This is a genomic window from Brachyspira pulli (assembly GCF_036997785.1).
Classification (GTDB): Bacteria; Spirochaetota; Brachyspiria; order Brachyspirales; family Brachyspiraceae; genus Brachyspira; species Brachyspira pulli.
Genome location: NZ_JAWLQI010000038.1, coordinates 1 through 13,114, shown reverse-complemented (window position 1 = coordinate 13,114; position 13,114 = coordinate 1). Strand labels below are relative to the sequence as shown.

At 25.3% G+C, this 13,114-nt stretch carries 11 protein-coding genes; 2 read left to right on the top strand and 9 right to left on the bottom strand.

The window, feature by feature from the left end:
• Positions 1-184 precede the first annotated feature (184 nt).
• Positions 185-1,171 carry an aldo/keto reductase gene (locus R4K56_RS09375; protein ID WP_335772428.1) on the top strand — a complete coding sequence of 329 codons (987 nt, stop codon included), beginning with the start codon at positions 185-187 and terminating at the stop codon, positions 1,169-1,171.
• 387 nt (positions 1,172-1,558) lie between these two features.
• Here the strand turns inward: R4K56_RS09375 and R4K56_RS09370 are convergent, their stop codons facing one another.
• The 3 genes from R4K56_RS09370 to serS form a co-directional block, all read right to left on the bottom strand.
• Complete coding sequence (locus R4K56_RS09370) at positions 1,559-4,327, bottom strand: DUF2971 domain-containing protein (RefSeq protein ID WP_335772429.1); 2,769 nt, start codon at positions 4,325-4,327, stop codon at positions 1,559-1,561.
• A gap of 376 nt (positions 4,328-4,703) precedes the next feature.
• Complete coding sequence (locus R4K56_RS09365) at positions 4,704-5,030, bottom strand: TfoX/Sxy family protein (RefSeq protein WP_335759795.1); 327 nt, start codon at positions 5,028-5,030, stop codon at positions 4,704-4,706.
• Positions 5,030-6,310 (bottom strand): serine--tRNA ligase, encoded by a 1,281-nt coding sequence (gene serS, locus R4K56_RS09360; RefSeq protein WP_335758386.1) that lies wholly within the window; start codon positions 6,308-6,310, stop codon positions 5,030-5,032. Before serS ends, R4K56_RS09365 begins: the two co-directional genes overlap by 1 nt.
• Before the next feature lie 187 nt (positions 6,311-6,497).
• Here serS and R4K56_RS09355 point away from each other — a divergent pair, with 187 nt between their 5' ends.
• Positions 6,498-6,743 carry a hypothetical protein gene (locus R4K56_RS09355; protein WP_335758387.1) on the top strand — a complete coding sequence of 82 codons (246 nt, stop codon included), beginning with the start codon at positions 6,498-6,500 and terminating at the stop codon, positions 6,741-6,743.
• Positions 6,744-6,806: 63 nt separating this feature from the next.
• Here R4K56_RS09355 and modA read toward each other — a convergent pair whose 3' ends face one another.
• The 6 genes from modA to R4K56_RS09325 form a co-directional block, all read right to left on the bottom strand.
• Complete coding sequence (gene modA / locus R4K56_RS09350) at positions 6,807-7,559, bottom strand: molybdate ABC transporter substrate-binding protein (RefSeq protein ID WP_335772430.1); 753 nt, start codon at positions 7,557-7,559, stop codon at positions 6,807-6,809.
• 210 nt (positions 7,560-7,769) lie between these two features.
• The gene (locus tag R4K56_RS09345; RefSeq protein WP_335759797.1) at positions 7,770-8,726 is read right to left on the bottom strand and encodes a D-2-hydroxyacid dehydrogenase; all 957 of its coding nucleotides are present in this window, start codon (positions 8,724-8,726) and stop codon (positions 7,770-7,772) included.
• A gap of 27 nt (positions 8,727-8,753) precedes the next feature.
• Positions 8,754-11,057 (bottom strand): RNA ligase, encoded by a 2,304-nt coding sequence (locus R4K56_RS09340; protein WP_335772431.1) that lies wholly within the window; start codon positions 11,055-11,057, stop codon positions 8,754-8,756.
• Positions 11,058-11,059: 2 nt separating this feature from the next.
• Positions 11,060-11,569 (bottom strand): NUDIX hydrolase, encoded by a 510-nt coding sequence (locus R4K56_RS09335; protein ID WP_335772432.1) that lies wholly within the window; start codon positions 11,567-11,569, stop codon positions 11,060-11,062.
• Between the two features lie 122 nt (positions 11,570-11,691).
• Positions 11,692-12,498 carry a M55 family metallopeptidase gene (locus R4K56_RS09330; RefSeq protein WP_335758392.1) on the bottom strand — a complete coding sequence of 269 codons (807 nt, stop codon included), beginning with the start codon at positions 12,496-12,498 and terminating at the stop codon, positions 11,692-11,694.
• Between the two features lie 195 nt (positions 12,499-12,693).
• On the bottom strand, positions 12,694-13,114 hold a 421-nt coding region (locus R4K56_RS09325; RefSeq protein WP_335772433.1), incomplete at its 5' end, for an Rpn family recombination-promoting nuclease/putative transposase.

Sequence of the window (13,114 nt, the reverse complement as noted above, 5' to 3'; positions counted from 1 at the left end):
GAATCCTCCACAAATTATTTATTAAATTAATAATAAAGTATTTATTAATATCGGCATTATTTTAGTAAATTAAAACAATTTTTACATTTTCTACTTGAATAATACTATAATAAATCTATACTTATATGTATAAACAAATAATAGTAAAATTCATAAAAAATATTTTTGATTGAGGATAAAAAAAATGGATACTTCTGAGAACAGATACGACAGTATGATATACAACAGATGCGGAAAAAGCGGTTTGAAATTACCTATTGTATCTTTAGGACTTTGGCATAATTTCGGTGCTAACTGCGATTATAATAATATGAAAGATATGATAAAAACTGCTTTTGACAATGGAATCACGCATTTTGACCTAGCTAATAATTATGGCCCTCCTTATGGTTCTGCTGAAATTAGTATGGGTAAAATATTAAATGACGGTCTTAATAAATACAGAGATGAACTTATAATAAGCACTAAAGCCGGTTACGATATGTGGGCAGGGCCTTACGGAGATTTTGGAAGCAAAAAATATTTAATAGCAAGCATAAATCAAAGTTTAAAAAGATTAAATCTTGAATATGTTGATATATTCTATCATCATAGAATGGATCCTGAAACACCACTTGAGGAAACTCTTGAAGCATTGACTAGAATAGTAAAGAGCGGAAAAGCTTTATATGTTGGGCTTTCAAATTATGACGGCCCTACAATGGAAAGAGCTTCTAAATTATTATATATGGCAAATGTACCATTCATTATTAATCAGAACAGATATTCTATATTTGACAGAACTATAGAAAATAACGGCTTAAAATTAAAAGCTAAAAAATTAGGAAAAGGAATAATAGCTTACAGCCCATTAGCACAAGGGTTATTAACTGATAAATATTTGAATGGCATACCAAGCGACAGCAGAATGGCAGCAGACGGAAGATATTTAAAGCAAGATGCTCTAAACAGAAAAAAATTAGAAAAAATAGGCGAACTAAACAAATTAGCCAATCAAAGAGGCGAAAGTTTAGCTCAAATGGCATTAAGATGGGTTTTGAAAGATGAAGAAGTTACAAGCGTATTAATAGGAGCTTCAAGACCTAGCCAGATTATAGAGAATTTGAAAATCATTAACAAGAATAATTTCTCCGATGAGGAATTAAGAAAGATTGATGATATTAGTTTATAATATCAATTCCTAAAAATAATTTTTGTCAGCAAGTTTTATAATAAAAAAATTTGCTGACAAATTTAATCATTTTTATTTTCATGCTTATAAGGCTTAATATTAATCTTAAAAAGCTCATTATCATCTAGTTCGTAAAACAGTTTTAAAATATTTTATTATATAAAAATAAAAATTAAATCTTTTGTAGTTAGTATATTATTAAAATTTGATAAAGTTCAAAGTATACAGCAGAAAAATAATTATAACTAATAAATTATTTGTGGGGACTAGCCCCCACACCCCCAGTTCTTTTGCCGATTAGGCACCTACTCGGTGGTGACCAAAAGAACCAAAAAGACTGCATTTTTATAAATATTAATATCTTAAAATATAGATAAATTAAAATTATTACTTAATTTTTTCATGTTTGTAAGGCTTAATATTAATCTTAAAAAGCTCATTATCATCTAAGTGAGCCTCATAAAGTTTAATTCTTTTATATTTCTTACCGTTTTTATTTCTGTTCTTCTCATTTATAGACTTTACTAAATTGTATACAAGTTCTTTATCTTCTTTTGATGTCTGTACTCCGAAACAAATACTTTTTATTGGCAAATTGATAAGTGTTCCATTTGGATTTTTATTTTCTTCATCATAAAAAAGTATTCTGTATTCATCTTCATATTCCCATTCTTTGGATTTTACCATAAATAATTCTGTAATATGATCCAATGGATTATTATCTATTAAAGCATTACTAATGAAATTAGGGCTAATTAAAAAATTATCTATATTTTTTGTGTTAGATAACATTATTGTATTTTGTGTATTTTTTATAAGATCAAATCTTATTGCTTTTTTATTATAACTAATTTTCTTAATTAAAATTTTATCATTATTTTCATTTAAAATTTTATTTATATCATACTCTATACAAATACCTTGATGTTTATCAGCATAATGACTCCACATCAAAGTATTATCATTATGTGTAGTTAAACAAGCCACTTTTATTCTTTCAAGTAAATAATCATAAGATTTATCATAGCTATTTTTTTTGATAAAAGGATCAACAGGATCATTAAAATTTTTTGTATTACTACACCATAAAGTATTATTTAATACGCTTCTTAAAGTATCTTTATTAACTTTAGTATAATTATATAAACTATCATTTTTTATCTCATAATAAAATTGTTGATTATAAAAATCATCTTGAATTGCTTTATTTATAATTTGTTTATTATTATTTATAATATCATTTTCATCAATATATATTTTATTTTTTATATATAATAAATTTCTTGTTATAGATGATAATATATTAAATAAATCATAAGTATAAAAAATTGAATCATTAGATATTTGTTTATATAATTCTAATATTACATTTTTATATAAATTACATATTTCATTTTCTCTATTTTCTAATTTTAATAAAATTTCTATTTTTCTATCATATATACTTAATTTATTTTGATAAGATTTACAATATTTTTCTGATATATCATAATTTTTAATAGCTTCGTTATAATTTTTTAAATAAAAATAACATAAACCTCTATAATAATAGGCAAAATCATTCTCCTTATTTATTTCAATTACTTTATTAAACTGATTCAAACATTTATTATAATTTCCAAAAATATAATAAAATCCTCCCATTTTTGAAATCATAAATTCATCATTTGGTTTTAATTCTATAGCTTTATTAAAATCGTTTTCAAACATTTCATAATATTTATTATAATTTTCATCTTTTTTCAAAGCTAGATTTACATAGCATAAACCTCTATTATAATAACCAACTTCTGAAGCTGGATTTGATTCTATAAAATTATTTATATTTTCTATTGCTATTTCATAATTTTGTAAATTAAAATTTGATGAAAATATATAATAATATAAAAATTCATCATTAATATTAAGAGAAATTGCTTTATCAAAATTTTCTAAAGATTCTTCATATTTTCCTAACCTATTAAGAGATATACCTATTCTATAATAAACATCAGGATTCTCTTTATAAAATTTTACATATTCAATGAAATTCATTAATGCCATTTCAAAATATGAATTATCATTATCAAATAAACCTAATGAAATATATGTTAATCCTATATTATTATATATTTGATAATCATTAAAGCCTAATTCTATAGCTTTACTATAATCATTAATGGCTAGGTGAAAATTATCAGCATTTATATTTTTTTCTATCAATGCTAAATTATAATAACAACCTCCTCTATTATAATAATATTCTCCATTTGTTGAATTATAACCTATTGCAATATTAAAATTTTCTAAAGACTTTTCAAAATATTCTATATCATTATTTAAGTATAAAGCTAAATACATATAGGCTAATCCTTTTCTATAATATGCATCTACTTTATTATCATTGTCTAACTTAATTGAAAAGTCAAAATTATTTATAGCATTATTTAAATATTCCATGCTATTATCACTTTTTACCGAACCTAGATTTAAATAAGAAGAACCTTTTAAGAAATTGATATCAAAATCACTAAATCCTAATTCTTTTGCTTTATCAAAATCTTCTATTGATGATTTTAAATAGTTTATATCATTATTATTTTCTATAGCAATATTATAACAGCAAACTCCTCTACTACAATAATATTCTCCGCATTTTGAGTCATATTTAATAGCTATATTTAAATCATCTAATGCTTTATCATATTCATATAGATTAATATAAGATGAACCTCTTATACTATAACTTTCAGAATATCGTTTATTTAACTCTATTCTTTCATTTCCAGTTGTCATCTTTTTTTCAAATTCTTTTAAAGAAATTATAAAATTGTCAAAATCCTCTATTGCTTTATTAAGATATTCTTTATTATTATTTTTATTTAAAGCTAAATAAAAATAGCATAATCCTCTGATATAATGTGTAAGTTTATTATTGGGTTCTATATTAAAAACTATATTAAAATTTTTTATTGCTTCTAAATATTTATTACTATCTTTATTATATAAAGCCAATTGATAAATTGAATTTCCCTTATAAAAATATAATTTAGAATTTTTATTATCAATTTTTAAACCTTCATCACATAATTTTATTATTTTATTATCATGTTTTCTGTCATTACATTCTTCTATTTCTTTGAAAATTTTTTGTAATTGCTTTTCTTTTTCATTCATAATTATTTCCTAAGCACTAATGAATACATTTTATATCATATAAATAAAAATTAAACCTTTTATAATTAGTAATTGAATATAAAAAATTGCAGTCTTTCGCGAAGCGTATCCGAGCTTATCAAGGATATAAGGTTCTTTGACGAAGTCGTGGGAAAAAGAACAATAAAAAATAGACAAAGTTAAAAATATATTTTAAGTTTTTATTTGTTGCGGCTTTTCTACAACCGCACGCAGAATAAATTTTTTAATATTGAATTTTAATTTTAATTATTTAAAAAATTTCATTAACCGTACGTTTAGTGTATTAGAAAATTTATTACAATAAAAAAGTGCAAACCTTGTTTAGGATTTGCACTTTAATGTTTTTATTTATTTTTTACTTTTTAGCTTTTTTCTTTATAGAAGGAAGCTCATCATAAATCTCTTTGAATAAATACTCAAAGAAATCATTATCATATTTATTGATATCTTCTATAAATATCATATCTTTAGCATTTTCATAAGGCGGCTTTAATATATAATCCTTTATTAAAGTTTTTGCCTTATCAGTAGGCTTTATAAAAAGATGATTATCACATACATAAGCTGTTATTTTTTTGTTATAATAGATTATGTATTCCCCCATCATCTGTTTATAATTAATATCATCTAAAGATTCTAGTTTATTTAATACTATATTAAGAAAGTCTTTAGATGATGGCATTAATTAACCTTTTCTATTTTATCAAAACCAGTAAATGGTCTTAAAGCATCTGGAATTATTACGCTTCCGTCTGCCTGCTGATAATTTTCAAGTATAGCTATCCAAGTTCTTCCAACAGCAATACCTGAACCGTTTAATGTATGTACTAATTCTGTTTTGCCGTTTCTTCTAGTTCTCATCTGCATTCTTCTTGATTGATAATCCCAACAGTTACTTACACTTGATATCTCTCTGTACATGTTTTGTGATGGAAGCCAAACTTCTATATCAAAAGTTTTATAAGCAGCATTTCCTATATCTCCGGAAGAAAGAACTACTACTCTGTATGGAAGTTCTAATGCCTGTAAAATACTTTCTGCATCTTTAAGCATTTTTTCATGTTCTTCTTTAGATTTATCAGCAGCACAAATTTTTACTAACTCTACTTTGTCAAATTGATGCTGTCTTATTAAGCCCCTCATATCGCGTCCGTAAGAACCAGCTTCAGAACGGAAACAAGGTGTATATGCTGTACAATATAGAGGAAGCATGTTTTCTGGTATGATTTCTTCTCTGTATATATTTGTAAGAGGAACTTCTGCTGTAGGTATAAGGTATAAAGCAGGATCATCTGTAGTTTTAAATAAATCCTCTTCAAATTTTGGAAGCTGACCAGTACCTGTCATAGTTCTGCCATTAACAAGTATAGGAGGTACATATTCTGTATAACCATGCTCTGAAGTGTGTTTCTTTAACATGAAGTTAATTAAAGCTCTTTCTAATGCTGCACCTTTTCCTTTCATAAGTGAAAAACGTGTTCTTGACATTCTAACAGCTCTTTCTATATCAAGAATATCTAAACCCATAGCTATATCAACATGGTCTTTTACTTCAAAATCAAATTTACGAGGTTCTCCCCATCTGATAATTTCTTTGTTTGCTTTTTCGTCATCGCCGTCTGGAACATCTTCAGAAAGCATATTAGGCAAATAAAGTATTTCATTATTAACAGCTTCTTCTAATTCTGCTAATTTTTCTTCTTTTTTATTTAAGGATTCTGTGAAGTTTTTCATTTCTTCTTTTATCTTTTCGGCTTCTTCCTTATTACCAGCTTTCATACATTCGCCGATTTTTTTTGAAGATTCATTTTTCTTTGCTCTGTCCTGTTCTACTTCTTTTAAAAGGTTTAATCTTTCATGCTCTAAAGCTTTTAACTTGTCTAAAGATACTTTGCTTCTTCTCTTTCTCAAGTTCTCTTCTACTAATTCAATATTTTCTCTTATTAATTTTACATCTATCATAATAAAGTCCTTAAATAAAAATTTGTATTAATTATACAACTATTTTTAAAATAGTAAATTGCACTGCATCTAAAATTTCAATAAAATAAAAGCATAAAATAACTATTTATAAAATTATTTTTTATTTTGCTTTTATATGTATTTATGATAATATATAAATATACATCTTTATATGAGGTTTTATTTTATGAAGGTTATGAAGAAAATTATATTTATTACTTTATTATCTATAATATTTACTGTTTCCTGCACTTCTTTTTCAATAACTACATCAAATGATAGAAAATCTTATGACAAAATTGAAAAGACAATAGATAAAGCAGAAAGGAAAACTGAAAGAAATATAGAAAAAGCCGAAAGAAAAAATGAAAAAGAATTAGAGAAAGCAGAGAGAAAAATTCAAAGAGAATTAGAAAAAGCTAATAGAAAATAATATTTTTATAATTTACTACAGTATTAATAAATATTTGTAAATATATTATTTAATACTGTAGTTTTATATATTAATATCAAATCCATATTCTTTAAATATATTCATACTTTTATCAGAAAATAAATAATCTATAAACTTTTTAGATTCTTCTTCTTTTTGACTTTTTTCTATAATGGCCAAACTATAAATTATTTTTGAATAATCCAAATCTTTAGCTACTATTGTAACAGAATCATCATTAAGTTTTGCTTCTGTTTCATAAACCAAACCGCAGTATATTTTATCCATTTTTACAAGCTCTATAATATGTTTGGCATCATTACCCAATATAATTTTATCTGCAATATATTTATACATTCCTAAATGTTTTAATAATTCTTCTGCATATCTTCCTATAGGCGAAGTCATTGATTCTCCTATAGCTATTTTCTTTATACTTTTATTAGTTAAATCTGCAAATGATTTTATTTTTATATCAGAATTTTTAGGAGCTATTAAAACGATACTATTACCTAATATATTTGTAATAGTGTCGTTGTACAATAATTCTTCATTCTTTAAAGTATTTATTTCTCTCCTAGAAGATGAAAAATATATATCCGGATAAGTACCTGCTTCAATTTGCTCTCTTAATTTTCCAGATGAATTAAATATGCATTCTATAGCAACACCTGTATCAGACTCATAATTATGGCATATTTCTTTTAAAGCTCTTCTCAAACTGCTTGAAGCAAATACTGTAATATTTTTGCTTTCTTGTTTTTTACAAGATAATAATAATACAAATAATACTAAACATAAAAATAATTTTTTCATTGTTGATACCCAATTTAAATTATAACTTTAAATAATAAATTTACGTTTGAAAAAATACAGAAAGAATTATATTCAATTTCTTTATTTAGTCTAGTATTTTATTATACATTTTGTATATTATTCATAAAAAAATATGAAAAATTATACCTAAAAATCAGATTTATATGTAATTTTAACCAAAAACAGCTAATTATTAATAAAAATATAATCTCAATTTGTTAAAACATTTATAGGATTTCCTTCCAAAAATGCTTTTATATTTTCATAAACTTTATGCATAAGTCTGGTTCTTGCCTCTAAAGTATTTCCTGCAAAATGAGGTGTAATATAGCAGTTCTTTGCTGTCAATAATGGATTATCTGCTGAAGGAGGTTCTTTTGAAAGTACATCTAAACCGGCACCAGCTATAATATCATTATTAAGAGCATAAGCTAAATCTTTTTCTACTATAACTCCGCCTCTTGAAGTATTAATCAAGAATGCAGTTTTCTTCATCTTTGAAAGCAAATTAATATTTACTATATTTTCTGTTTCTTTATTTAAAGGAGCATTAAGAGATAAAAAATCTGATCTTTCAAAAAGTTCATCTATACTTGAAGCATTTTCAAAACCTTCTTTTTTGCTTCTTGAATAAATCAACACTTTCATTCCCATACCCAAAGCCATTTTAGCAACTTCATTTCCAATATCACCGAAACCAAATATTCCCATTGTTTTGTCCTGAAGCTCCATTAAAGGATATGAACTAAATGAATAATCCTTACATTTTACCCATTCTCCATTATGAACTTGATTATTATGTTCTACAACTCTGAAAGAAAAAGATAAAACAAAAGCCATTACAAGCTGAGCAACGGATTGAGGGCCGTATTTTCTTACATTTGTAACTGTAATACCTAATTCTTTTGCAGCTTCAATATCTACAACATTATACCCAGTAGCAAGCATTCCAATATATTTTAAATTAGGAAGCGACTCCATTAATTTTCTATCTATAACAACTTTACTGTTTAATATTCCCCAAGCATCTTTTGCAACTTCAGCTACCTTGTCATAATCAGTTCTATCATAGACTTTTAAATCTGCTACACTCTCTACTTCAGCCCAAGATATATCACCGGGATTCAATATAAATCCGTCAAGCACTACTATTTTTGGTTTATTCATAATTTTATTTTCTCCTTTTAATATTAATCATTTCAATTCTGCCAACACTTCATTATAAGCATTTACAACTTCTTCTATTGATAATTTTCTCCACTCTTTTAATTTATTCTCTCTTTTATATCTTAAAAATATTTTATTACCCACAAACTTAGCATAAGGATTTGGATAATATATATTTAATGAATAACTAAGTCTGTTCAAACGCATTGATTCAGCTCTTAATGCCTTCTTTATTATATAAAAAGGACATTTCACTTTTACCATAAATTTATTAGCATCTTCAAATACTACTCCCTCATAATCTATACTAAAATCATCAGCATATTTATGAATCATTTGTTCTATATATTTATTATATTCATCTTTTGAAATATCTCCTTTAGGAGCTTCAAATATTTCTATTCTCTCTTTTACTTGGAATTGTTCTGTTATTTCTTTGCTTGATAATTCTTCATAAGAAAGTTTTCTAAAATTTTCTTCATTGTAAATCACATCAAGCAAAACCAAAAAAGATTTATCATAAACTATAGGGTGTGCTGAATCTTTTAAATGTATGCATTCAAAAACAAATGTAGTATTATTTTTCTTACAATAATCTTTTATAAAGTTTTTATTTTCTTCCGTAAGTAAACTTTCTGCCCAAGAAGCCATTGATGTACCTATTGAACTTTTAGTTGCATAAATAAGTTCATCTCTGGTTTTATCTAAAAATACTAAAAACAAATACCCATTATATTTTTTATAAACACTTACAGGAAACTTTATATTATTTTGTAATGCTTTTAATTTTGTTTCTTTTACTTCATCATAATTGAAGAATTTATCATAGCTTCTTCCTGCAATTTCATTTGTTTCATTGTATCTGTATAATCCTCTTGCTTTGATAGTTTGTTCATTCCATAATCTTTTATAAAATACTCTATCCGAAAAATTAGTGGAATAAACTGTATCATAATATTTATGTCGTACAAGTTCGCTGTCGTTTTTTTCTTTATCAAATAGATTCTCAATTTCCTTATCATTCTTATAGCTTTCAACAGACAAATCTTTTAAATTAAGAATAATTAAATCTTCTCCGTATTCTACAGAGTTTTCTATACAATAGGCATTATCATTTATTTTGCATAAATTATCTTCCAATTCTTCCTGAAGAACATTTCTATGCCCGAATACTTGAATAATATCTAAATGATTTTCTTTAAATCTATTTCCTACTTCTATATAAGATTTATAACTGTCATCATCTTCTGCATATCCGTAAGTTACTATTCCATTTAAAACTGATGCTGGGATATGCTCATACATTTTATCTATGCCTGAATGATTAATAAAAAATTTCTTTCCTTTAAAAGTGAAAAAATAATAAAGTCTGAACTTCTTATAAAAATTTCTTATTTTCTTTTTATAATTATTTAATTCAATTTCATTTAATGTCTTTTCTTCTTCTGTGTTATTATCTTCTAATTGTTTAGTTACATTAGTTACAGTAAATGCTTTTTTTATTTCTTTGTATGTTGTTTTATAAAATTCCTGACTTGTAACTTTTATATCATTAGAAAAGAAATTCAAACTAACATCATGATTGCCTTCAGTAAAATAAACATTGCTTCCTATATCATTATATAAAAAATAATCTAGTAATTCTTTTGATTTTGATCCTCTGTCTATTAAATCGCCTACAAATATATAAGCTGTTTTTTTATCATTAAAATAATTCTCTTTCTCTAAAAACTTTTTAAACACATCATATTCGCCATGCAAATCTGGTATAACTTTTATATTATCATACTTTTCAAATTCTGTTTCATTAAGATAAAAACTATCCCATTTACTAGCTTCAAGCAAAGCAGTTTTTGCACTGTCATAATCTGAAGCTTTAAAAATATTAGCACCAGTCAATTTAAAATTTTTCATACGCATGAAAAAGTCTTGTATAACTTCTTCTGGTATATTACTTCCTATCTCTCTCTTTCTTATATTGTCAATGCATTCTTTTAATGATAAATTATCGAATAAAACAGCTACAATTCTATATCCGTAACTTTTGGCAAGTTCTATTATATTATTTAAATTAAAAAGCCCAGTACTGTCTAATATAGTAAATAGTCCCAATCTGAATCTATTTTCTAATATGCTTGGTATTAAATTATTCCAAATATAAGAATTATCTTTTTCATAAATAGAAAGTCCATTATAACCATCTGGAAATACACCAGAATATAATATTCTGCAGCTATCTGAACTTACACTATATTTATCAAGATTAGCTTCTTTTATAGTATAGCTTTTTCCGCTTCCTGGTGCTCCGACTGTAATAATTAATACTTTCATTTTTATTCTCCATTATTTAATTTATCATAAATATCATAAAAATATCTTATAGAAGAAATTATCTCTCCGCTTTTACACATCTCTAAATACTTTTCTCTGTTTACTATCATAGCATCGCTTACTTCATTTTCCTGTAAAGTTAAATCTTCTATTTTTACATCTCTTCTAAACATATAAGAATCTATTATAGTTTTTACTCTTTTCAAGATAAAAGAAGTTAAAAACACAGCTTCCTCTTTTTCAAAAGATAAACCTATTTCCTCTTTAAGTTCTCTGATAACTCCATCAATACTTTCCTCACCTGCAAGTATAGAACCTTCAGTACATTCCCATTTATTAGGACAAATTTTTTTATTCTTATGTCTTTTAGTAATTATAACTTCATTATTACTATTAACTACCCAAGCATGTATTACTATATGATATTCATTTTTCTTTAAAGGCAATCCTCTTTGATGAAGCCTTCCAGTTTTATTTTTGTTTTTATCGTAAACATCCCAAATTTCTGGCATAGCAGTTTCCATAAATAAATTTTTAAATAATGAAATATAACAATAAAAAAGCCCCCTTAAAAACACTACTGCATTTATAAGAAGGCTTTTATAAGTTATCGGACTTTATATATTATAGAATTTTATAATATAAATTTCAAGGCTCTTAACACCTCATAATAGTCATTATTTTCAAAAACTACCGTAGTATCATTAATTTTTTTCGCTCCTGGGTAAAATGATACTTTATGAGCATACCCATGTTCCTTATAGCATACCTCTAATTTGAAATGATTAGGTAATTTTAATAATTTACCCTTAAAATCCTGACTTAATGCCTCTTTAGTTTTTTCTTTGATCATCTTAACCATCAAATTAGGTGAATAATTGATAGTAGAATAACCTATTCCTTCTTTTACTGGAAGTGTAATAAGGTTTGGGTGATTAGGCTCCATATTCTGTGCTACTTCACATAAACCCTTATCGCCAGATAAAAATACTGTAGGTACTTTTCTATAAGCTGCTGCATAACTAAAAAACATAAACTCGCTTGCCAAAACATCATTAAGTTTTACATAAACATTTCTAGTATTCATAGTATGTGAAAGCGGATTGTTGCCGATTGAAGCAGCGTTATGATATCCGATAAACATTATAGCATCAAAACTTTCATCAATACCTTCTACCATAGAATAAGGATCACCGCTCCATCTTCTATGTATTTTCACGCATTCAGGCAAAGCAGTTTGATCAATATTCATAGCAGTATCATGAGCATCTTTAACGAATATTTCCTTTGCTCCTGCTTCAATAGCACCTTCGCATGCTGCATTAACTTCTTTAGTCATTTGCAAAGTATGTTCTTTATAAGTTAAACTTCCTGCATCAGTATCAGTCCATTGTGTAGTTGTAGTAATTCCTTCGATATCTGCACTAATAAAAACTTTCATCTATCATTCCTCTAACATTAAAAATTTGTTTTAAAGAATATATTATATTTTTGATTTTATTCAAGATGCATTAATAAAACTTTATATATAAAAAAATATAATGAAAGTTATTTATTATCATTTTTTTATTTATTAATTCATATCCATAAAAAAATTATTAGTTTAAAAGCTACACTAAATAAATTTAGTATACACTCATAATTTTTCTATTTCTTCTATACTCAATCCTGTATATTTAGCAATGGTATTAAAATCTACTTTGTCATTCTTCATGTTTCTAGCCATAGATATTTTTGTTTCTTTTATACCTTCTTTCATACCTTCTTCTCTCTCTCTTTTTAGCATTACATTTTGGCCGTATAGAAATGCATCTCTGGCATTATAAACTTCCATTTCTTCTTTACTTGATACAAATCTTTCATATTTATCTATTACTTTTGACATTATTGTATTTACCTCCTTTAATTTATCTTTAACCATATCTAAATCTTTAACTGTAAAAAACTCTATCCAAGATAATATTTTATTTTTTTTAATATCATCTATATTGGAATTATTGAGAATCTCTATAAATCTTGGAACTTCAACTATATGCATTTGCATCATATCTAATGAT

What these genes read in the sequence shown, in the direction of transcription:
- R4K56_RS09375 (WP_335772428.1), top strand. Translation starts at nt 185, where the DNA reads ATGGATACTTCTGAGAACAGATACGACAGTATGATATACAACAGATGC.
- R4K56_RS09370 (WP_335772429.1), bottom strand. Translation starts at nt 4,327, where the DNA reads ATGAATGAAAAAGAAAAGCAATTACAAAAAATTTTCAAAGAAATAGAA.
- R4K56_RS09365 (WP_335759795.1), bottom strand. Translation starts at nt 5,030, where the DNA reads ATGCCATCATCTAAAGACTTTCTTAATATAGTATTAAATAAACTAGAA.
- serS (WP_335758386.1), bottom strand. Translation starts at nt 6,310, where the DNA reads ATGATAGATGTAAAATTAATAAGAGAAAATATTGAATTAGTAGAAGAG.
- R4K56_RS09355 (WP_335758387.1), top strand. Translation starts at nt 6,498, where the DNA reads ATGAAGGTTATGAAGAAAATTATATTTATTACTTTATTATCTATAATA.
- modA (WP_335772430.1), bottom strand. Translation starts at nt 7,559, where the DNA reads ATGAAAAAATTATTTTTATGTTTAGTATTATTTGTATTATTATTATCT.
- R4K56_RS09345 (WP_335759797.1), bottom strand. Translation starts at nt 8,726, where the DNA reads ATGAATAAACCAAAAATAGTAGTGCTTGACGGATTTATATTGAATCCC.
- R4K56_RS09340 (WP_335772431.1), bottom strand. Translation starts at nt 11,057, where the DNA reads ATGAAAGTATTAATTATTACAGTCGGAGCACCAGGAAGCGGAAAAAGC.
- R4K56_RS09335 (WP_335772432.1), bottom strand. Translation starts at nt 11,569, where the DNA reads ATGCCAGAAATTTGGGATGTTTACGATAAAAACAAAAATAAAACTGGA.
- R4K56_RS09330 (WP_335758392.1), bottom strand. Translation starts at nt 12,498, where the DNA reads ATGAAAGTTTTTATTAGTGCAGATATCGAAGGAATTACTACAACTACA.